Origin of the sequence: Bordetella tumulicola, from assembly GCF_965138755.1 — a bacterium.
GTDB lineage: Bacteria > Pseudomonadota > Gammaproteobacteria > Burkholderiales > Burkholderiaceae_B > Bordetella_A > Bordetella_A tumulicola.
Genome location: NZ_CBCSFP010000003.1, coordinates 189,163 through 210,518, shown reverse-complemented (window position 1 = coordinate 210,518; position 21,356 = coordinate 189,163). Strand labels below are relative to the sequence as shown.

Annotated in this window: 20 protein-coding genes; 10 read left to right on the top strand and 10 right to left on the bottom strand. The window is 59.9% G+C overall.

The annotated features are described in order from the left end of the window. Nucleotides 1-8 precede the first annotated feature (8 nt). The 4 genes from ACNAZS_RS11240 to ACNAZS_RS11225 form a co-directional block, all read right to left on the bottom strand. Complete coding sequence (locus ACNAZS_RS11240) at nucleotides 9-701, bottom strand: response regulator transcription factor (RefSeq protein WP_415789270.1); 693 nt, start codon at nucleotides 699-701, stop codon at nucleotides 9-11. After that, entirely contained in the window at nucleotides 694-2,268 is a 1,575-nt protein-coding gene (locus ACNAZS_RS11235; RefSeq protein WP_415789268.1) for a sensor histidine kinase, read from the bottom strand. The genes ACNAZS_RS11240 and ACNAZS_RS11235 overlap by 8 nt, the downstream gene beginning before the upstream one ends. A 77-nt stretch (nucleotides 2,269-2,345) precedes the next feature. Continuing rightward, nucleotides 2,346-3,974, bottom strand: coding sequence for an ATP-binding cassette domain-containing protein (locus ACNAZS_RS11230; RefSeq protein WP_415789266.1), 1,629 nt, complete (start codon nucleotides 3,972-3,974; stop codon nucleotides 2,346-2,348). Between the two features lie 50 nt (nucleotides 3,975-4,024). Beyond that, on the bottom strand, nucleotides 4,025-5,074 hold the full coding sequence (locus ACNAZS_RS11225) for a DUF1611 domain-containing protein (protein WP_415789264.1): 1,050 nt from the start codon (nucleotides 5,072-5,074) through the stop codon (nucleotides 4,025-4,027). A gap of 181 nt (nucleotides 5,075-5,255) precedes the next feature. On the opposite strand from ACNAZS_RS11225, the gene ACNAZS_RS11220 reads away from it, so the two are divergent. Beyond that, the gene (locus tag ACNAZS_RS11220) at nucleotides 5,256-6,248 is read left to right on the top strand and encodes a hypothetical protein (RefSeq protein ID WP_415789262.1); all 993 of its coding nucleotides are present in this window, start codon (nucleotides 5,256-5,258) and stop codon (nucleotides 6,246-6,248) included. 82 nt (nucleotides 6,249-6,330) lie between these two features. On the opposite strand, the gene ACNAZS_RS11215 is transcribed toward ACNAZS_RS11220, so the two are convergent. The 4 genes from ACNAZS_RS11215 to ACNAZS_RS11200 all read right to left on the bottom strand — a co-directional run bounded on the left by ACNAZS_RS11215 (nucleotide 6,331) and on the right by ACNAZS_RS11200 (nucleotide 8,855). Next, nucleotides 6,331-7,251, bottom strand: coding sequence for a DMT family transporter (locus ACNAZS_RS11215; RefSeq protein ID WP_415789260.1), 921 nt, complete (start codon nucleotides 7,249-7,251; stop codon nucleotides 6,331-6,333). An 80-nt stretch (nucleotides 7,252-7,331) separates the two neighbouring features. Further along, nucleotides 7,332-7,940: an FMN-dependent NADH-azoreductase gene (locus tag ACNAZS_RS11210; protein ID WP_415789258.1), complete on the bottom strand. Its 609-nt coding sequence runs from the start codon at nucleotides 7,938-7,940 to the stop codon at nucleotides 7,332-7,334. Next, complete coding sequence (locus ACNAZS_RS11205; protein ID WP_415789256.1) at nucleotides 7,937-8,368, bottom strand: carboxymuconolactone decarboxylase family protein; 432 nt, start codon at nucleotides 8,366-8,368, stop codon at nucleotides 7,937-7,939. The genes ACNAZS_RS11210 and ACNAZS_RS11205 overlap by 4 nt, the downstream gene beginning before the upstream one ends. A 49-nt stretch (nucleotides 8,369-8,417) precedes the next feature. Then, a complete protein-coding gene (locus ACNAZS_RS11200; RefSeq protein ID WP_415789254.1) occupies nucleotides 8,418-8,855 on the bottom strand; it encodes a GNAT family N-acetyltransferase in 438 nt (145 codons plus the stop codon). 90 nt (nucleotides 8,856-8,945) lie between these two features. On the opposite strand from ACNAZS_RS11200, the gene pdxR reads away from it, so the two are divergent. Then, nucleotides 8,946-10,367, top strand: a complete 1,422-nt coding sequence (gene pdxR / locus ACNAZS_RS11195; RefSeq protein ID WP_415789252.1) for a MocR-like pyridoxine biosynthesis transcription factor PdxR — start codon at nucleotides 8,946-8,948, stop codon at nucleotides 10,365-10,367. Here pdxR and ACNAZS_RS11190 read toward each other — a convergent pair whose 3' ends face one another. Beyond that, on the bottom strand, nucleotides 10,368-11,120 hold the full coding sequence (locus ACNAZS_RS11190; RefSeq protein WP_415789250.1) for an IclR family transcriptional regulator: 753 nt from the start codon (nucleotides 11,118-11,120) through the stop codon (nucleotides 10,368-10,370). Between the two features lie 105 nt (nucleotides 11,121-11,225). Here ACNAZS_RS11190 and ACNAZS_RS11185 point away from each other — a divergent pair, with 105 nt between their 5' ends. From ACNAZS_RS11185 to ACNAZS_RS11150, 8 genes are all read left to right on the top strand, one after another. Next, complete coding sequence (locus ACNAZS_RS11185) at nucleotides 11,226-12,215, top strand: Bug family tripartite tricarboxylate transporter substrate binding protein (protein ID WP_415789248.1); 990 nt, start codon at nucleotides 11,226-11,228, stop codon at nucleotides 12,213-12,215. 18 nt (nucleotides 12,216-12,233) lie between these two features. After that, the gene (locus tag ACNAZS_RS11180; protein WP_415789246.1) at nucleotides 12,234-13,739 is read left to right on the top strand and encodes a class I adenylate-forming enzyme family protein; all 1,506 of its coding nucleotides are present in this window, start codon (nucleotides 12,234-12,236) and stop codon (nucleotides 13,737-13,739) included. Then, nucleotides 13,736-14,521 carry a citryl-CoA lyase gene (locus tag ACNAZS_RS11175; RefSeq protein WP_415789244.1) on the top strand — a complete coding sequence of 262 codons (786 nt, stop codon included), beginning with the start codon at nucleotides 13,736-13,738 and terminating at the stop codon, nucleotides 14,519-14,521. Before ACNAZS_RS11180 ends, ACNAZS_RS11175 begins: the two co-directional genes overlap by 4 nt. Nucleotides 14,522-14,523: 2 nt before the next feature. After that, nucleotides 14,524-15,276, top strand: a complete 753-nt coding sequence (locus tag ACNAZS_RS11170; RefSeq protein ID WP_415789242.1) for an SDR family oxidoreductase — start codon at nucleotides 14,524-14,526, stop codon at nucleotides 15,274-15,276. After that, nucleotides 15,273-16,115: an SDR family NAD(P)-dependent oxidoreductase gene (locus ACNAZS_RS11165; protein ID WP_415789240.1), complete on the top strand. Its 843-nt coding sequence runs from the start codon at nucleotides 15,273-15,275 to the stop codon at nucleotides 16,113-16,115. The genes ACNAZS_RS11170 and ACNAZS_RS11165 overlap by 4 nt, the downstream gene beginning before the upstream one ends. 100 nt (nucleotides 16,116-16,215) lie before the next feature. After that, the gene (locus ACNAZS_RS11160) at nucleotides 16,216-17,211 is read left to right on the top strand and encodes a Bug family tripartite tricarboxylate transporter substrate binding protein (RefSeq protein WP_415789238.1); all 996 of its coding nucleotides are present in this window, start codon (nucleotides 16,216-16,218) and stop codon (nucleotides 17,209-17,211) included. Between the two features lie 48 nt (nucleotides 17,212-17,259). Further along, nucleotides 17,260-18,867: an amidase gene (locus ACNAZS_RS11155; protein WP_415789236.1), complete on the top strand. Its 1,608-nt coding sequence runs from the start codon at nucleotides 17,260-17,262 to the stop codon at nucleotides 18,865-18,867. Between the two features lie 122 nt (nucleotides 18,868-18,989). Beyond that, nucleotides 18,990-19,964, top strand: a complete 975-nt coding sequence (locus tag ACNAZS_RS11150; RefSeq protein ID WP_415789234.1) for a Bug family tripartite tricarboxylate transporter substrate binding protein — start codon at nucleotides 18,990-18,992, stop codon at nucleotides 19,962-19,964. Nucleotides 19,965-20,015: 51 nt separating this feature from the next. Here the strand turns inward: ACNAZS_RS11150 and ACNAZS_RS11145 are convergent, their stop codons facing one another. Further along, a complete protein-coding gene (locus ACNAZS_RS11145) occupies nucleotides 20,016-21,269 on the bottom strand; it encodes a chorismate-binding protein (RefSeq protein ID WP_415789232.1) in 1,254 nt (417 codons plus the stop codon). Nucleotides 21,270-21,356: the final 87 nt, after the last annotated feature.

The window sequence follows — 21,356 nt, the reverse complement described above, 5'->3', positions numbered from 1 at the left end:
ATAGTGCCCTAGTCTGGATCTGCACTGATCATGTAGCCAAAGCCGCGTACGGTGCGCACTAGCGGCGCCTCGCCATCATGCTCGATTTTGCGTCGCAGGTAGCGGACGTAGACGTCCACTACTTTTGTACCGGGATCGAAATCCATGCACCAGACATCGCGCAGTAGTTGGGCGCGACTGATGACGGTGCCAGCATGTCCCATCAGGTATGCAAGCAGCGCATATTCCTTAGCGGTCAGGTCAATACGCCGCTCACCGCGATACGCCGTTTTGGCTGCAAAATCGAGCTGCAGATTCCCCACGCTGAGCACCGTGGCAGCGCCACGGCTTTCCTGTTTGCGGCGCAGCAGCGCCTGCATGCGTGCGACTAGCTCGTCAAATGAGAATGGCTTGGTCAGATAGTCGTCTGCCCCGTGCTTCAGGCCTGCGATGCGGTCTTGCAATTCGGCCTTGGCCGTCAGCATCAGAATCAGGCAGCGGCAACCATCGGCACGCAACCGGGTGCATACGTCCAATCCTTCGAGCCGCGGTAGCATGCGGTCCAGGATGACGAGGTCGAAGTCCCCCTCTCGCGCTGTTTCGTACCCGTGTTGGCCATCGCGCGATACCTCAACGTGGTAACCCTCGGCTTGCAGGCCGCGTTGCAAGAAAGAAATGATGCGCGGGTCATCCTCGACCAGCAATACTCTGGCGCTATACACGGTTATCCCTCAAAGGTAATCGGATGGTGAGGGTCGAACCCTGTCCAACACGGCTGCTGAGTCCGATCGTGCCTCTATGTTTGTCGACGATCCAGCGGGCGATGGACAGCCCCAGGCCGGTCCCGGCGGCGTAGCGCTCGCGGGCGACCGCACCGCGGTAAAAGCGGTGGAAAATGTGGGGAAGATCTTCAGGCGCGCATCCAATACCCTGGTCGCGTATGGTGATTTCAGCCATGCCGTTGTTGCGTTGCGCCGAGATTTCGACCGTCGTGCCGGGAGCAGAATATTTGATGGCGTTATCCAATGCGATCATGGCGGCTTGTTTCAGCCGAACCTTGTCACCGTAGGCGGGAACCGTGCCGGTCTGGGGGCCGCCACGCAAGGTCAGTCGCACCTCGTGCTGCTTTGCCAGTACGTCGGTGTCTTGCATCGCCGTTACAACAACCTCGTTGAGATCCATCGGGGCCACCTCGAAGTCGATGTCGTCGCTTTCTGAACGCGCAACGAACAATAGGTCTTCAATCAGGCGACCCATTTCTTCGGCGCGGGCCACGACTGCCGTCAGGGCTTCGCGGTATACGGTTTCCTGGGGGGTCTTGCTGCGCAGCGCGATCTCGGCCTCGCCGCGCAACGCCGTCAAGGGGGTACGCAATTCGTGGCTAATGTCGGCCAAAAATCGTACGCGCTGATGGTCGAGCTGAGTCAAGCGGCGATTGGCCTGTGCTAGGTCTCGGGTGCGTTGCGCGACATCGTCTTCCAGTTCACTCTTGGCGATCATCAGCATGGTGTGCTGTGAGTGTAGTTGCGCGGCCATGGCGTCGAAACTACGTGACAGCACGCCCAGTTCATCGCGCGCCTGACTGCCGATGCGGTGCTGTAACGTGCCTTGCTCGATGGCGCGGGTGCCGGCGGCCAGCGCTCGGATGGGTCGACCGATCGAGTGCGCCAGAAAATAGCCGGAAAAGAACGCCAACGCCAATAATATCGCCAGCAATGCCAGTACGGTGGCGGTCACCATGTGTCGCAATTGTTCAGAGGCTGTTTCCAGTTTCAGGACTTCGCGCTGCTTGGATTTCACATTCTCGGCGACGAGGTGCTCGAACTCGGCGTCCAGGCGGTTCTCGATCTCGGTGCGGAATAAGGAGATGGCTTCATCGCGCTTGCCTGCGGAATAGAGTGTCAATAGACGCTCCACTGAGCGGTCGATACCGTCTATCAAAAGGCGCATGCGGTCATATCGAGACGGTGCAACGTCCTGCGGGCTGGATGATCCGTTGGCGAGATCCCTGCGCTGTATGAGTGCGAACGAGTTGTGCAGGTCCGCGCGGGCGTTTTCGAAATCGGGGAACTCGCTCGGCCCCATCAAGATGAGTTCGGCGATCTGTTCCGAATAACGATTGGCGTCGACGGCCAGGCGCGTTGTCATGGCCAACTCTTTTCGGGCGCCGGTGACCCGGTCGGCATAGTGCTGGGTCATCCTCATGGCGATAATGGAGGTGGCCGCCATCGCGATGACGGCAAAAGCGACGATGGATTGAAAAATCCAGATCCGAGTTTTGATACTCAACTGATCCTCATACACTCGGAAGACATAAACGATCTGTGCACGGGACCGGCCGGTTGTGCATCGCAGTGGGCGTTCTTTTACAGATTTATCACCGAGCACTCATTTCTTGATGCGAGCAGTTGTTTCGTATTTTTATGAATTTGTAGGTTGCCCGATCGCAATTGCCAAACCGCGTCGGCGGTCGCTAGCCATTGCGGATCGCTCGTGACCACCAGGATGGTGGGACCGCCGCGGCGCAGCACCTGTGCCAAAGTGTCGGCGCGCACGGCGTCGAACATGGCGTCGGCGTCATCGATCAGCAGCAGGCGCGGATTGCCCATGATGGCCCGTGCGATGACCAAGCGTTGCCGCAGGGCTGCGGGGAGATCTGCGCCGCGTTCTGCGATCCGGCTGGCTAGACCGCGCGGTAGCGCTGCGATAGTTTCCTGCAGTCCGCATAGTCGCAGAGTGTGGGTGATTTCGGCATCGGTAGCTGAGGGTGCGCGGTAGGTTAGATTGCGCCGGATCGAGCCGCGCAGCAGGGGTAGGTCGGGAGAAATGGTCCCTATCGCCTGTCGGGTGGACGTGAGCTCATGTTTATTCAGAGGCTGTCCATCCAGGCGCACGACGCCTTGATCCGGATCGAACATGCGGGCAGCTAGAGCCAGCAGCGTTGATTTGCCCGACCCGCTGTCGCCTGTGATGGCAATCAGCGCGCCAGCAGGTGCTTCGGCGTTGACGTGTTCAAGCACATGGCCCACTGAGATGTCCTCCAGTTCCAGGCGGCCAGGGCCGGGAGCGAGCGGCGGGAGTTGGGGGTCATGTGCCAGGGTGGGTAGTCGCAAGAAACTGCCGAGGACGTCTCGGGCGGCGCGGTAATTCTGCCAGAAGACAAAGATGCGGCCCAGGTCGCGTAAGGGTGAATCGAGCAGGTTGACCACGAGGATCGCAGCCAACAAGGTACCCGTGCCGGCTCTTTCCGTTTGCAGCAGGCCGGTGATGAGCACCAGGGCAGTCAGCAGGGTAGAAACGGCATCCGGCACCGCGCGCAATAGGGCGGCTAGACGCGTTTGCGATACGGCGGCTTCGGCCAACTGCCGGCTCTGTTTTTTCAACCGAGAGCGCTCGCCTCGCGTGCGTCCAAATACACGCACGGGCGAGAGAGCTCCCAACTTTTCTCCGAGATTGGCGGCCAGGCGACCGCGTATGCGGCGCAATTCGCGCACGCGCCGGTACAGTGGGGCGCCCGTTGCGACCAACAGCGCCAAGGCCGCCGCGACCACCACGCCCACGCAGGCCGCGATGACCCAGTCCAGCCAGGCTAATAATGCCAGTGCCGACACGATAGTGATAGTCGAGACGACGAGTCGGGCCAATCCGCGGCTGGCCCAGTCGTTGAGTGCGTTGAGATCGGCAACGAAACGAACCATCATGATGCCCTGCGCACGCTTTTGAAGGACGCGGCTGGACAGGTTGTTCACGTGATCGAATAGCCGCAGGCGCATCGCTGTCAGGTAGCTTTGGCCCAATCGCTCTGCGGTAGTGCGCTCGGCCGTGCGTAGCCACATCAACGCCAAGCCGAGCGCGGCCACGGCCGCGGCATGAGCCAGTACCCATTGTGACGCGCCGGCGGAGAGCGGCAGACCGTCAAAGCCCCGCCGCGTAGCCAGGGCAATACCCGCCATGGCAGCTGCCTGCACGATCCCGTTGACGAGTAAGCGGGCCATCAGGCCGCGCCGGCTACCTGCCAGGATCGGAGGAAGCGGCGCGCGGGCCGTCACTGATTGACCACCCGTGCCAGTTCCGTGCTGGTTAGCTCCTCCAGCGTGACGGGATCCATGAGTTCGTTGCAACCGAGTACCGGCAGCCCGACCGCTTCGGTGGCTTCTTGGATGGCAAGCGGCGCGATGGTGATGATGCCGCTAAGCGCGACGACCCGCAGTCGCTGGCGGGTCAGCCAGTCTACGCCTGCCTTCGCGCCCAGCGCGTCTCGCGCAGCGAAGAAGACGCCATCGACGAGGTCCTGGAACTCGCGCGATTGCAGCAGTGCCGCGGTTTCTTGTTGATACAGTCCGTCGGCCACTTCTAGCACCAGGACATCAATGCCAGAATTCATGGCGTGACTGGTTAGTGTGGAGAAGATGCGCAGCAACTGATCGCGGTCCACTTTGTACGTCGAGACGACGCCTGCGGACGTGAAGTCCAGTGCTGGTCGCGCGCCAGCGTCCATCATCCGCCAGACGTCGCCGCCCGCTCCTGTACCCGTCACCTTGGCGGAGCCGACACGGTAGCCTGCGGCGATGAAGCCACGAATAAGGCTTACCGCGGTGGTGGTCTTGCCAGCGTTCATCGATGAGCCAATCACTGCGTATACACGGGCGCTTTTGGCTGCGCGTAAAGGGGGTAGGGCGGCGTCAGCCACGTTGAATACTTTCCCCTGGCGGTTCGTCAGTAATCCAATTGGCGCAATGCGCGTGGCGACACCAGTTTTCTCGCTGCGCGAGAGCACGTTGGACGCGAGGCCACCCGCTGCAACCAGGTCGCAAGGCTCGAGGTCGCCGCGTATTTCCGCCTCGAACTGATCCGGGGCATAGCGATGACCGTAGGCCACCACAATCTCGTCCCCGACGAACAGGCTGGCACGTCGGCCATCGCGCAATTCCAGGGCCTTGTGATGGCCGATCTTGCGGACTTCGGCGAGCACGAGATCCCCGGCGCGGGGCGTCGTGGTGGTGTTCAGGTCAGCCGCTTCCGACAAGTCAATGTGACGGGTCGTGTACGCAGTTTTGCAACGCAATAGTCGCTGGTGCAAGTCGAGGTTGTGCATGAAGTTTCTCTGAAAGCACTTGGAGCGTTCTACAGTAGCAACGCGGCGCGCGGCGTAATTGAGAAATAGAAAAGCACAAGATTAAAAGCAGGTAAGTGCACCGATGTCGCGCGTCGCGCGTGTTACAACGACGAGAACTCACGGGCTATCGGACCGCTGCGCCACGATGGGACAACACGATTTGACTCTGCAACATGTTTCTGATGTCGGGCATTTGCGCCGCTTGTGGCTGCGCGACGGCCTGGCTGGTGTATATATCAGCGACAGCTCGCTGGACGAGATTCAGCCCGACGCACGTCGCGCGGTGCTGGTGGTGCATGGCATCGAGCGGGATGGGCATCGATATTGGAAGGCTCTCGCTCGCGCGGCGCGACGGGCGGGGGCGGATGTGCGGGCCGAGACTTATCTGATGGCTCCGCAGTTTTTCACACGCAAGGAAGTTCGCATGCGCGGGCTGGGCGCGGACACGCTCGCCTGGGCGTCACAGGCGTGGAAGCAGGGCGACTTGTCTCGCAATGGTGGTGGGGTGAGCGCATTTGCTGTCGTCGATACCATGATCCAACGGCTCTTGCACCGCGATTGCTTTCCGCGCCTGGCGCAAATCGTCATCGTCGGGCATTCGGCGGGTGCGCAGTTTGTGCAGCGCTACGCTGCGGCTAGCCGCAGCGCTGCACACGCGAGAGCACAAGGCGTCGCGCTGCGCCATATAGTGGTTGGACCGTCTTCTTATTTATACCTGGATGACACGCGGCGCGGTTTCGGGCCGGTCGCCGGGTATGGTCGCCCATGCCGGCACACGGTTTTACGCTGTCCTGGGTATGACCACTATAAGTATGGACTGCGGCAGGCCAATGCCTACGTCAGCGGCATCGGAGCGTTGGAGATTCGCCGTGAGTATGCCGCTAAAGAGGTGGTGTATCTGGTTGGGGAGCATGATAACGACCCCGATGACCAGCACCTGGATCGTAGCCCTGCGGCCATGCTGCAGGGGCGCGACAGACTAGACCGCTGTCTGGCCTATCGTGATCATCTGGCGCGATTGTATGGTGGTGTGCCCTCTACCCATGTATTCCAGGTGGTGCCCGGGATGCGGCATCAGGGTGCTCGCATTCTGCGTTCGCCCATCGGGTTGCGTTGGCTGTTCGACGTGGATTTCCAGTCTACCCGTCTTTAGCCTTTATCGATGCCCTGCCATCGGACGTTCCTATTTAGCGTTGAAAATTCCCCTGGGTTTTGGGGTTGCAATTCACCGGTTACTACTTTGTAGGACTACCGCGACGATCTCGTCGCATCACCAGATAGATCCCTGCCGCGGCCAGGCACATGCCCGGAATCGCCAGCGCGGGGAGTGTTTCCTGCAGTACGACAAAGGCAATGATGGCCGTCATGGGAGGCACCAGGAAAAACAGGGCGGAAACCCGGGAGGCTTCGCCGCGCCGGATCATGGCCAGCAGTAGGGTAATCGCCAGCAGCGAGTTGCATAAGACCAAGTAAGCCAGCGAGCCAAACAGACCCGGACGCCATTCAATGTGCATCGGTTCGAGCCAAAAAGCGAGTGGGGCCGTGACGAGCAGTCCCACGCTGTACTGGACCATGTTCATAGTCAGCACGTCGGCTTTTGTGCCAAAACGTTTTTCCCATAGCGTGCCGCCCGTCAGGCTGAGCAACGCTAGCAAGGCGAATCCCAGCCCTGCCATGGATGTTGTCGCGATCGAGGATGTGGAGGCAATCACGATGATGGCGCCAGTGACGCCCAGGATCAGGCCGATCCATCTGCGTAGCCCCACGCTCTCGTTGGCGACAAAGGGGACGAGCAGTCCGATCAGGATGGGCTGTTGCGAGGTGATCAAGGCAATCGTTCCGGCAGACGCGCCGAGTTTCAGACTGAGGTAGGTAAAGGCGAAATAGCCGGCCTGGATGAGCAACCCGGTGACGATCAGGCTGACCCATTCTTGGCGTTGCAGGCGAAAGCTTGGTCGGCGCCAGAGGCAAGCCAATACGAGAAGCCCGACGACACAGGCGTAGCGCAACGCCAGGAATGTCAGCGGATCGGCGTATTGCAATCCGGCTTTCAGGAATACGAATCCACTCGACCAAAGCAGCAGGAAGAGGGCAGGAGAGATGGCGACCCAAAATGAGGTCGATGACGTTGCCTTGCCCACTTCGGTCTGTTGCACCGCCATCCTCCACCTTGTATGGCTATTCGAGCCGTCGGAGGAGAGTAACAACCTTGCTCTGGAAAGACCACTACGTCTCTTCAAACTCCTGTGCGCAACGTGTCGAGCAGGATTCCTTGCTGCGTGGCCAATTGTGACGGGTCCAGGAATGCCGTGCCTTGCAGCGCCAGGAATTGCAGTTTTTTTATGCCTACGCACCCCAGGATAGCAGCGAGATAAGGCGTCAGAAAATCAGGTTGCTTGGCTTTCTCACCGGTGAAAAAGCCTCCCGAGGCGATGCCGATATAGACGGGCCGGTCTTGCAGCAAGCCGATTTTCTCTCCATTCGGCGACGGCGCAAAGGTACGACCGACTCGTACGATTTGGTCGATCCAGGCCTTGAGTGTCGAGGGGACCGTGAAGTTGTTCATCGGCGTGCCGATGACCAGCGCGTGGGCGCTTTCCAGTTCTTGAATCAATTGCTCTGATCTCTGCGTGGCTCCATTTGCTAGACCGCTGGCCAGCGCATCAGCGGTGGACAGGGCCGTCGCGTAATCCGAGTCGGTATGTGGGACAGGTTCGTGACCGAGGTCCCGACGGGTGATTTGTGCGCCAGGATGATTCGATATCAGCCGCGTCACCATGGCGGCGGAAAGCTGGCGGCTGTAGGACGTTGTCCTGGGACTGCAATCGATATGCAGAACGTTCATTGGCGCATCCCGATGGCCAAGCGATTGAACGCGCTCATGAGTGCAATGGCAAAGGTCAGGTCCGAGATGTCAGCGTCGCTGAAGTGAGCTTTCAGCGGTTCGAAGTCCTCATCCGGCGCGTGGGTTTGGTCGACATGGGTCAGGGCTTCGGTCCATGCCAATGCAGCGCGCTCTCGCTCGGTAAAGCGTTCGCTGACACGCCATCCTGCCAGGCTATCCAGTTTGGCATCAGCGACACCGTCCGTACGCAGCGATTTGGTATGCATTTCCAGGCAAAACGCGCAGCCGTTGATCTGCGACATACGCAGCCAGACCAGATCGATCAATGGTTGTCCCAGGCTGCTTTTTTGTAAGGATTTTTTGGTGGACATGAACCCTTGGTAGGCTTCGGGAGAAAGGCTCCAGTAGGGGAGACGCAGAATGCTCATGATGATTTCCAGTATGAAATGATAAAGACGGTGGCCTGTACGGCCGAGGTCATCGCGATAGGGGCTGACAGAAATGCAGTCCTTTGGACAGCAGCCCCTGACGAAAATAAAAGCGTTGCGCCAAGTCATTGGCCAACCCGGTATCCAGGACGAAGTGCGCGCAGTCGCGCTGCTTTGCGGTGTTGCGTAAGGCCTTGATCAGCGCCTCTCCTACCCCATGGCCCCGTGCCTGGGCAGTGGTGACCAGATCATCGACGTAGAGGAACCGGCCATAAATCAGGTTTTCCTGCAGACGATAACCGGCCAAGCCTAGTGCCTGGTCATCTTGCCATGCGGCCAGCAGGCGATATCCCTGGTCGGCCTGACGGCGCACTTGCGCAATAAAGGTGGTGAGATCGGTGAGATGCGGGCGCAGTTCCTGCATTACCGGAAAGCAGGCTTGCAAGTCCTGTTCGCTGTCGATCGGGCGTAGTTCAAAAGAGGTCATGGGATTTCCTTGTGGCATACCCTGTAATTTAGGAAAATCATGTCCCATGGGGTAGGTGCAAGATTTGTATAAATTAATAGGACATCTCTGATGGACTTGCAACGTCTGAGGCCGAGTCGGGAGCATGGCTCGCCGATTTATTTGCAACTGTATGAGCGCTTTCGAGAGGCCATCGAGGCGGGTCGGATTCTTCCCGGGGGGCGAGTGCCCTCTGTGCGCAGTTTGGCGAGTGAGTTGAATCTGGCGCGCGGTACCGTCGAAGCGGCGTATCAGATGCTGGTCAGCGAGGGCTATTTTGTGGCGCGAGGCGCCGCGGGGACCGTGGTGTCGCCGCATTTGGGCCCATTGACTGGATCGCATGGGTTCGCTGCCGTGCCAACTGTCCCGGTGCAACCTCGCCCGCCCGGTATCACGGGCGATGAGGCGCCGTTCAAGTTGGGGTTGCCCGCATTGGACGCATTCCCGCGTAAAACATGGGCTCGTCTGGCGGGCCGCAGCCTGCGCACGTTGACGACGACGGCCATGACCGCTCCGGACCCCGCCGGCTACGATCCATTGCGGTGCGCGATTGCTACCTATTTGGGTATTTCACGCGGTATTGCTTGTTCGCATGAGCAGGTGTTTGTGACGACGGGCTATCGGGGAGCGCTGGCTCTGGTCTGTCGCACCCTGCTGAACGCCGGGGATGCAGGGTGGTTCGAGGATCCGGGTTATCTCTACGCGCGGCAATTTTTACTGCGTGCCGGTTTGCGCCTCTCGCCTGTACCGGTTGATGAGGAAGGGTTGTGCGTCGATGCCGGCAAGCGGCAGGTCGCCGACGCGCGTTTTGCGGTCGTGACGCCGACCCATCAAAGCCCGATGGGCATGGCGCTGTCGTTGCCCCGCCGACTCGCGCTGCTGGAGTGGGCGAGCGACCGCCAGGCATGGATTATCGAGGACGATTACGACAGCGAGTTTCGCTATCACGGCAAACCCCTGCCCGCCTTGAAAAGCCTGGATCGAGACGATCGGGTGCTGTACACCGGGACCTTCAGCAAGGTCCTGTTTCCAGGATTGCGATTAGCCTATCTCGTGGTGCCGGTGTCGCAGGTGAGGCGCTTTCGGGACAGCGTGGAGCACACGCCGGGCGCGGGTTCGATTTTGCCCCAGGCGATGGTCGCCGATTTTATGGCGCAAGGATATTTTGCCCGGCATCTACGTAAAATGCGTTCGCTCTATGCCGAAAGGCGTGCCTATCTGGTCGATGCGCTGACCCAAACGTTGGGCAGTGAACTGCACGTCGAACCACAGGCGGGCGGCATCCAGGTGTTGGCGCATCTGAAGCGTGCGCAAAACGATAAACGCATCGCCGCGGCGGCCGAGGCCAGCGGGCTCGCGATTGCCGCGCTGAGCGATTGGCGGATACGTCGATCTACGCAAACGGGTTTGCTGATGGGGTTTGCCAACTTTGCGAACGTCGACGCGGCAGGCGACGCCGTTCTGCGTTTGCGAGCGGTACTCGCCGACTGCTAGCTAAGCCGCCTCGCCAATCTCGCGGCGGATGAGATCGGCGATCGAGCGCTGGCGTGCGGCCGGCATCCGGTCAAGAATGCACGAGACGCTGATGGCCAGGCGGGGGTAACCGGAACGATCCCGCAGCGCGACACCCACCCCCAGGGCGCCCGACACGGCAGTGTTGCCTATCGTGGCCCAGCCACGGTCGCGCGAGGCCTCAACGAGCAGTCGCATATGTGCCGCGGTCATGTTGCCATACGATCGGAGCGTCTCCTGATTTTGCCGGATTACTGCCTCCGCCTCGTCGGCTGGCAAGGCGGCCAACAGCGCCAGGCCGGCCGCGCCCACACCCAGCGGTTGGCGATGGCCGATGGTCACGGACAGGACTTGCAGGGGGTAGTTGCCGATTTCCCGGTGCAGGCACAACGAGTCGGACCCGACCCGACAGATTAGAAATGACGAGTCTCCCGTCTGGTCGCTGATACGACGCATGGCCGGTGCCAGTTGTGCGATGGAAAGCGTTTGCTCGTCCGCCAATTCGGGGGAGACCAGGACCGCACGATAAAGACCTGTCTGCGAATCGCGAATGGCATAACCCTCTTCGATCAATACGGAAACGTAGCGGTACACGCTAGTGCGCTGCATCTCCAGTGCACGGGCGATGCCGTTGATATCCAGACCGTCTGGCGCGCGCCGCAGTGCCGCAAAAATATGCAGGCCCCGTCTCAGCGTGCTGGCGCCTTGGCTACTGTTTTTGGGTTTTTTGTTCATTATTCGGACATAGGAGCTTTGCTATATAAGCAGTGATGGTGATCATATACCGCACAGGACAAAATTATATTGTCCAAATAATGAACATACACATTGGAGACTGAAATGCATATTGCTATGCGACGTTTTGCCGGATGTTTGACCATCGGATTGGCAGGGTTTGGCTTGGGATCGACCGCTCAGGCGGCGGACGCCTATCCGACACGCCCGATTACCTTTGTGGTCGGTTACGCGGCAGGGGGGGCGACGGACATCGTGGCTCGTCTGGTTGCCAAGTCTGTGTCGGACTCGTTGGGCCAACCCGTCGTGGTCGAAAACCGTCCGGGCGCCAACGCCAATATTGGCGCCGAGGTGGTTTCCCGCGCCAAGCCCGACGGATACACACTGTATGTGGGATCGATTGCGAATACGATCAATCGTACCTTGTACGAAAAATTGAACTACGACTTCAAGAAAGACTTCACGCCAGTGGTGTTGCTGACCACGATTCCCAATGTCCTGGTGGTGAATCCGGAACTGCCCGTCAAGTCGGTGCAAGAGTACATCGCCTATGCCAAGAGTCACCCCGGCAAGCTGACCTGCGCCTCGTCCGGCAGCGGCTCGTCCATTCACCTGTCATGCGAGCTCTTCAAAATGGATACCGGCACTGACATTTTGCATGTGCCATATCGCGGCAGCGGCCCGGCCGTCGCGGATCTGCTGGGCGGGCAGGTGAACTCGATGTTCGACAACCTGCCGTCTTCTTTGCCGCACATCCAGGCGGGTAAGCTGCGCGCATTGGGCGTGACGTCGCCGGAGCGTGCGCCCTTTCTGCCTGATGCGCCGACGTTAGCCGAATCGGGGCTGGAAGGGTTTTCCGTGCAGTCCTGGTTTGGATTGATGGCGCCTGTTGGCACGCCACCCGCCATTGTCGAAAAGCTGAATGCTGCGATTAACAAGAGCTTGTCTGGCGATGAATTGAAAACGTCCTATGAAAAGGCTGGATTCGTGATGCCCCCCCAGCCCAATACTCCCGCGGCGCTCGGAAAATTCATCGACAGCGAAATCGAAAAATGGGGCAAAGTCGTGACCGCGGCCGGCCTCAAAGTGCAATAACCCAGTCAGGAGTAGTTTGTGTACCCAATAGATTTTTTCCTGCGGGCTGCCGCTCGTTTTCGTGACCGCATTGCGCTCGATACCCCGCAAGGCACATGGACCTATGAGCGGTTGCGACGCGAATCGCTGGCGTTAGCCACTGCATTGCAGGCGTTGGACCCGACGCCACAAAGCCGGGTTGCCATTTGTGCGGGAAATACGGCGCAGCATGTCGTCGCGCTGCTCGCTGTGATCGCCTCAGGAAAAATCTGGGTACCGTTGAACTACCGTAGTACCAAGCCGGAGATCGCGCGTATTCTGGGCGCAACCGAGCCAAGCATCGTAGTGACCGATAGCACCGGAGATGCCTTGATGGATTTCGGGCAGACGACGCATATCCGTTTGGAAGCCCAGACTGGCGAGCACGCGCTTGCCAGTCTGTTGCGCGCCTATGAGGGTCGCAGCCCCGTACGTTGCGAGCCAGGTACGGATGCGACGCAGGCAATTAAATTCACCGGTGGCACGACAGGTCTGCCCAAAGGCGTGATGCAGCCGTACCGCGCCTGGACGGCCGGTATCGTCAATCAGATCCATGCGTGGGGATTGACGAGCGAGGATCGTTACGTGGTCGCCGCACCGATCACGCATGGTACCTCGACGTACCTGATGCCTGTGCTGGCACAGGGCGGCACGCACGTTTTTCTGGATACGTCGTCACCCGCCACGATTACAGAGGCATTTCGCGAGCGTGGCGGGACGCTATCGTTTATGCCACCTACGCTGATCTATATGATCATGGCGCAACCCGGTGTTTCGCGTGCGGATTTTCCCAAACTGCGAAATCTGATTTACGGTGGCGCACCCATGCCCATCGAGAAATTCGAGCAGGTGCGTGCGTTCTTTGGTCCGGTGGTGGGGTCTACCTACGGTCAGACGGAATCGCCGCAGATCGTCACGGCCATCACGCCGGCCGACTTCGAGGATCCGGCGAATCTGGGGTCAGTTGGTTGCGTGACGTGGTTCTCCGAGTTCGCCATCATGGATCGCGATGGTCGGATTCAGCCGGCTGGGCAGGCCGGCGAAGTCGTCGTTCGTGGCGATCTCGTCATGACAGGGTATTGGCGCCTGCCTGAGAAAACCGCCGAAACGCTGGTCGATGGCTGGTTGCATACTGGCGACGTGGGGGTGGTCGATGAGCGCGGCTACTTGTATATCAAAGACCGTTTGCGCGACGTTGTCATCACGGGGGGATTCAATGTCTATCCCATTGATGTCGAGAACGCGCTGGCGCAGCATCCGGCAGTCTACGAGTGCGCCGTGTTTGGCATCCCCGACGACAAGTGGGGAGAGGCCGTGCAGGCCGCTGTGCAGTTGCACCCAGGCGCTACTACCGATGCGCAGGATTTAATGATGTTTGTCCGGGACAGGCTTGGCCCGGTGCAGACACCGAAACGTATTCATTTCATGGACAGTCTGCCGCGTTCGTCGGTGGGCAAGGTCCTTAAAAATGTTGTCCGGGATTCCGTTACCAAGGAGATCGCATGAACCGCCCAGTGACCCGTCTATGTGCCCATCACCTCGAGGGCATGTCTTACCGCGATGCGGATCTGGTCGAAGACCTGATTGGTAAAAAGACTTTTTCGGAAGTGATGTTTTCGCAAATCGTCGGACGAGATGCGCGCCCCGTGGATCTGCGCATTGTCGACGCGGTGTTGATCACCTTGATGGAGCATGGCTTTACGCCCAGCGCGATTGCCACACGCGTGGTGTACATGAGTGCACCGGAAAATTTGCAAGGCGCCGTCGCCTCGGGCCTGATGGCTGTAGGCAGCAGTTTCGTCGGCACGATGGAAAACTGCTCCGTGTTGCTCGACCGTCTGCTCAAGGCCGAAGATATCGAGGCCGAGGCGCGCACGATCGTGCAGGGGTATCGCGATGCCAAGAAGCCGCTGCCCGGATTTGGCCATCATTTGCACAAGCCGGATGATCCTCGCGCACTCAAACTACTGGAACTGGCGCGTGCCGAGTCCGATCTCGACGGCAAGTGGGTGGCCGCGTTGGAATTGCTCGCGCGTACGGTCGATAGCGTTTATGGACGGCACATCACGATCAATGCCACGGGCGCTGTCGCCGCGCTGCTGGGCGAAATCGGTATTCCTACCAATTTGATGCGCGGCTTTGCCGTCATTTCGCGTGCGGCCGGTCTGGTGTCGCATATTGCCGAAGAGCAGCAATGTCCTACGGGTCGCTTTATCTGGGAAACGATTGATCGTGAGATTCCCTATGTCGGCGCGGGCAAGTCGGATCATCATCCGCAGGAGAAATGATCATGGCAGCTTCTGACGCCACACAACATGCATCGCGTACGGTACTCGTGACCGGCGGCAGTGCAGGCATAGGTCGCGCCGTGATCGAGCGTTTGTTGCAAGACGGCTATGACGTCGTGAATTTCGACTTGAAGGCCCCCGTCGAATGTTTGCCCGGCGAAACCCACATTACCGTCGATCTCGGTGATGTCGATGCCACTCGTCAGGCCGCCGCCGCATTAACGGCCGAACGCGATATTTTGCGTTTGGTAAACAACGCGGGAACTGTCCGTCCGGCTTTGCTGGAGGATGCGACGCCGGACGACCTGGCGTTCGTCATGGCGCTGAATATCCAGACCCCGATGGTGCTGATGCAGGCATTGTTGCCCGGGATGCGTCGCAGCCAGTTTGGCCGCGTCGTCAATATTTCGAGTCGTGCGGCGCTGGGCAAAACGGAGCGCACGGTCTATGCCGCGACCAAGGCCGGCTTATTGGGCATGACAAGAACTTGGGCGCTGGAAATGGGCGGCGACGGTATTACCGTGAATGCTATTGGGCCTGGCCCGATCGCAACGGAGTTGTTCGAGCGAGTCAACCCGCCGGGAGCGCCTCAAACCGAAAAAATTCGGGCAAGCATTCCCGTACGGCGAATGGGCACGCCAGCCGATGTGGCGCACGGCGTGGCGTCGTTTCTGGATGACCGGGCGGGATTCATTACCGGGCAGGTTCTGTACGTATGCGGCGGCATGACCGTGGGATTGGGGAACGCCGCATGAGCAGCAACATGAACGAGCTACAGGCCGTATTGCCTGCAGCCAGCACGCGACTGGCCGGCAAGATTGCCCTGGTCTCGGGTGGCGGATCCAGTGGTCCCGGTTGGAGCATAGGCAAGGCCAGTTGCGCCGTGTTGGCACGTCACGGCGCAACCGTGTGTGTCCTGGATAACAACCTCGATGCCGCCCGCGATGCATTGGCCACGGTGCAGTCGTTGGGCGCACGGGGTCTGGCCGTGCAAGCTGACGTGGCCGACCCCGACGCCATGGAGCAAGCCGTACAGGCCGTGATGGCCGAGTACGGCAGGATCGATGTCCTGCAAGCCAATGCAGGCATAGGCAAAGTCGGTGGCCCCGAAGATATCGCATTGGCCGACTGGGAACGTATCCAGAAAGTGAACGTCGACAGCCTGCTTATCGCCAGTCGTTTGATCTTGCCCATCATGAGCAAGCAGGGTGGGGGCGCGATCGTGACCGTATCGTCGGTCGCCGGCCTGCGCTATTTGGGCTATCCGCACCTGGCGTACAACGTGACCAAAGCCGCCGTCATTCAGTTTGCCCGCATGATCGCGCAGCAATACGCAGGGCAGGGTATTCGCGCGAACACCGTGGTACCCGGCTTGATCGATACGCCACGGGTGCGCACCAATGTGGCCCGCATGTTTTCGCCGGACGATTTCGAGGCCGCCAAAGCCGCACGCGATCGACAAGTGCCGATAGGGCGCATGGGCACCCCTTGGGAAGTCGCCAATGCGGTGGCTTTTCTCGCGTCGGACGAGGCGAGTTATATCACCGGCACTGAGCTGGTCGTCGACGGTGGATTGATCGGGAAGTATGCGTGATTTTCAGGTGACGTCGTAGCGCGTACGGCGCTACGCGTCGTGAGTACGTGCGTTTACTTTACAAGTTATTTGTTCACGGCATCTATCAAGGGAGTTTGAAATGTGGAATCACCGCAGTATCAAGTCGTTGATGAGCTTGACCGCCATGGTGGCGGGTTTGAGCGCTGCAGTCCCTGCGTTGGCTGAGACGACTTACCCGCAACGTCCGGTGACTATCGTGGTGGCCTTTGCCCCCGGCGGCGCGACGGACGTGCTGGCTCGCAAGCTGGCGCAAAAGCTCGGTGACCACTACAAGCAGTCGTTTGTCGTTGAAAACAAGCCCGGCGCGGGCGGGAATATCGGCACTGCCTACGCGGGCCGCGCAAAGCCCGATGGCTATACGCTTTATCTCGGCACGGTTGCCTCGCACGGTGTTGCGCCCAACTTGTATAAGAACGTGGGCTACGACCCGGTAAAAGATTTCACACCCATCGGCTTGATCGCGGCGAGCCCTCAAATCGTCGTGGTGAACAAGGACTCATCGATTCAATCGATTGGCGATCTGGTGAAGCACGGCAAGAGCGATGCGGCGACCTACGCATCCTCGGGTGCGGGCACCACCATTCACTTGGCCGGCGAGATGTTCAATCTTAAAGCGGGTACCAAGATGGAACACGTGCCGTTCTCGGGTAGCGGTCCTGCCGTCAACGCATTGCTCGGCGGGCACGTGGACGTGCTGTTCGACGACATGCCATCGTCGGCGCCGCACGTTAAAGCAGGCAGTTTGCGTGCCCTGGCGGTAACCGGCACGACACGTTCGCCACTGTTTCCCGAATTGCCGACATTATCGGAAGTCGGCAAGCCGTATGGCCTGGAGGGATTTGATGTGTCCGCCTGGTTCTTTCTGGGTGCCCCAGCAGGTAGTCCAGACGACATCGCCGACTCTCTGAACAAGACGCTGAACACGATTTTGGTCGAAGACGATATGAAGCGTTATGCCGCCGAACGCGGTGCCCAGACGTTGCCCGGCACGCATGATCAAGCCCAGGAATTCATTGTGGGCGAGCTGAAGAAGTGGAACGAGATCATTACCGAGGGCAACATCCCGAAGTTGTGATTTTCCGAATTTTTCACGTTTCGATCAGCGCGTTCACAGGAGAGGGTGGTGGGCAATTTTTCAGACGGCCGTAGCGAAATCATTGTGAAATGGCATGGCGTGGCCGAACGCCTGACAGCACAAGCCGGCACAGACCTTGGTCTGATGCCGACTTCGATGGCTGAGGCATTGCATGCGACGGCACATACCGAGTCAAACGATGGCAATGCAGACGAGACATCGTTGGCTGAGCCAGGTTGGCAGGACTGGTGGGAAAAGCGCGAAGGACTCGCGACACGTGCGATCAGCGTGCAAGATCTCGCAGAGGTTTCGTTAACGCGGTTGGCACAAGCCAATACGGCAACGAACGCATGTGTGGAGCTGTTGCGCGAGTTCGCAATGGGGCAAGCCAGGCAATTGGACCAGCGTCTGGCTGCCGGCGATGCGCTGGGGTTGCTGGGCGGCATGCCCTTGGCCCACAAAGACTTGGTACATCGTACCGGATACCACGTGGGTTACGGGTTGGGGCAATCCGCCCAGCTCAAGGCCACGTCCGACGCCACGGTATTGCGTCGTTTCGATGAGGCGGGCGCCCTCCATTTGGCGCGTTTGCAGATGACGGAACTGGCATTCGATCCGTCCGGGGCCAACGAAATGGCCGGTCATTGCCGTAACCCGTGGTCGGTTCATCGCATTCCCGGAGGATCCTCCAGCGGTTCAGCGGCGATGGTCGCCGCAGGGGCCGTAGACGGCGCGCTGGGCAGTGATACCGGGGGCTCCATTCGTATTCCGGCGGCGTTGTGTGGAGTGACAGGGCTGAAGCCGACCTATGGCCTGGTTAGTCGCGCCGGAGCCATGAGCCTGAGTTCCTCGCTGGATCATTTGGGTCCCATCGCACGTAGTGCGCGGGATTGCGCTCTTATGCTGCAAGCCATTGCCGGCTACGACATTGCAGATGCCGGCAGCGTAGGTGCGCCGCGAAACGATCGCTATATTGATCGGCTGGACGCCTCAATCCGTGGGCGCCGTATTGGTGTGCCACAGGGGTATTTCTCCGATGGTCTGGATCCCCGAATACAGGCGGTGGTTGCGCAAAGTCTGGAATCGTTCCGCACGCTGGGCGTCGAGATTCGGGAGGTTCCCGATTTTCCTTACGATGCCTTGAACGAGCTGGCCATTTTGATGATACGCGCCGAGGCGACGTCGTTATACGAAAGTGTGATGTCCGAAGACGCCGCGACGATGTTGGGGGCGTTCACCCGGGCCAGATTGCAAGAGGGTACGCAGATCCCGGCATCGCTGTATTTGCGGGCAGCCGCCATGCGTGGCCCCCTGCTGCAGCGGTTTGCGCATACGGTTATGGCGGATGTTGACGTATTGCTGGCGCCCGTGTTTCCTTCGCAGACACCGTGCGTCGACGTTTTCGACACGATCAGCGATGAGTCGAGCCGTTTGCGCGGGGACTTGACGCGTCTTACACGCCCCCTTAACTACCTGGGCGTACCGTCGCTATCGCTGCCAGGCGGCGCATGTGTACCGGATGGCGAGTCTGTTGCGTTGCCGGTGGGCTTTCAGTTGATCGGGCGTCCGTATAGTGAAGCCCTGTTGTTGCAGTTGGGGCACGCCTACCAGAAAGCGACAACGTGGCATTTGCGCAAGCCGCCGCTGGCCGCATGAGGATATGAGGGATAGGCCACCGGGCGGATGTGTCGATCATCTCGGCGCATCCGTCGCTGTCCGGGCGAGTTAAACTCGGCGACAGTCGAGACTTCAGAACAACAGCACGGAGAGACAGCGTTATGCGTAAATTTTTACGGACGGCCTTGGTTGCCGTTTTGCCATTGACCGCACTGGCCAGTGTCGCACAGGCGGCTGATTGGCCGACCAAACCTTTGACGGTGATTGTCCCGTTTGGCCCGGGCTCGAGCCCTGACACGATGGTGCGGGTGGTGGTGGAGCAGGCCAGCACGACGCTGGGCCAGCCCATCGTGGTGCAAAACAAACCCGGTGCCAGTGGCAACCTCGGCACGGCGGCGATCGCCAAGGCCACACCCGATGGCTATACGTTCGGGGTGTCGATCACCGGTCCGATGGTCAATAACACGGTGTTGTATAGCGACCTGCCGTACGATCCGAAGAAAGACATCGATCCGTTGACCTTGGGCGTGCACCAGCACAACATTCTGGTCGTGCCGGGTGACTCGCCGATCAAGTCATTCGACGACTTGCTCAAGGCCATGAAGTCTCAGGACAAGCCTTACAACTTCCCCTCGACGGGGGCGGGTACGGTTTCGCATTTGTCGGTTGAGTTGCTGCTCGAGCGTACGGGGGGCAAGGCGGTGCATGTTCCTTACTCGTCCTCGCCGGCGGCGGTGACATCGTTGTTGTCGGGCGATACGGACTTTGCGGCACTGCCTCCGATTTCCGTCATGCCCATGATCAAGGACGGTCGCCTGCGTGCGCTGGCAGTCGTCTCGAAAGAACGGATGAGCTTTCTGCCGGATACGGCGACGATCGAAGAGCTGGGCGTGCCGGGTATCGAGGGGTCGGCGTGGATCGGTTTCGTGGCACCCGCAGGCATTCCCGCGGATATCAAGGGCAAGCTGGTGAGCGCATTGACCGAGGCGATCAAAACGCCCACGGTGCAAGAGCGTCTGAAGAACCAGTTTATGGAGCCCGCCGCAGACGGCCCCGAGGCGTTCGACAAATATATGGACGACGAACTCAAACGCTGGGAGCCGCTGATCAAACGGCTGAACTTGAGCGTCAACTGACGTTGCGCGCGGCCCGGCGATGACCGCCGGGCCGGCGTGGCCACGCGGTGGCTAGCTGATGGCCCGCATGAAGGTTTCCATCTTGGTGGCCGTTTCGGCGATCTCGCTGTCGGGGTCCGAGCCGGCGACAGTACCTGCACCGGCGTACAAGCGCAGGTTGCGATCACCCGTTTGCAGGGCACAGCGCAGGCTCAGCGCCCATTCCCCATCGCCGTTGGCGCGTTGCCAGCCCACCAATCCGGCGAAATACTCACGCTCGAACTGTTCCAGATCGCGGATATGGCCAAACGCCAGGTCGGTCGGATGACCGCAAATGGCCGGCGTCGGGTGCAGGGCGCACGATAGATCCAGTGCGGTGACCTCGGGGTCACGCAGCGTGCCAGTGATGTACGTCGATAGATGCCACAAGGCATCTGTGCCAATGACGGAGGGACCATCAGGTACGTCGAGCTCATCACAGTAGGTACGCAAGATGCGCACAATGTCGTTGACGACATAGCTGTGTTCGCGCAGATCCTTCTCTGAAATCGCCAGGCCTTCTTTACGCGCACGATCCACGTCTGGATCGGAATGGCGACCGATGGAGCCGGCTAGCGGATTTACATAAATACGGTTGCCCTCTCGGCGTACCAGTAGCTCGGGACTTGCGCCGACCATGGTCCCGCTCGGTGCGGGGGCCGCCGTGTCGGACGTGTGTGCCGCGTCGTCAGCCTGATGTGATGACGTAGCCGTCAGGCCCCACGCGGGAACGGCAAAGGTATAGCCGTGCGCATTGCGAGCCAGCAGGTCGGGCAATAGCCGCTCGTAATCGATCGGCCGATCCAGAACGACGTCCATTGCGCGCGACAGCACGATTTTCTTGACATCGCCTTGTGCGAACAAGTCCAGGGCCTTGCGCACCATGTCGCCGTAGACTTCCGGGGCGGGCACGGGCTTGCGGCTCATGACCTTGGGACGCTGCGTATCCGCTGCGGCGTCACGGCGTTGGCCCGAGGCGGGCGTATCCTGCGGCGCCTGGCGTTCGGGAACGAGAGCCTGTTGATAGCGTGCGGGAATCGTCAGGCTGGCGGGATTGGCGGAGTCGAACGGAACCAGTCCGAACATCACCGCGTCCGTAATATTGTGTTGTGCAGCGCGTGCAAACAATGCCTGCACGGCGTCGCGCGTGGCGGGTTGATAGGCCGTCAGTGTGTCGGCACCTCCGCGTGCGCGGAACTGAGTCGTGGGCGACGCGAAAAATATATCGCCGATACTGAAATCGTCCAATAGCCAACCGGCAGACGCCGGCACAGATTCCTTGCTCATTGTTGTCTTATTTCCAAAAAAAACTAGCCAATGACGGTATCAGAAAAATGGCGTGAGGGCAGCAGGGATGACGCGTTCAAGGAAACA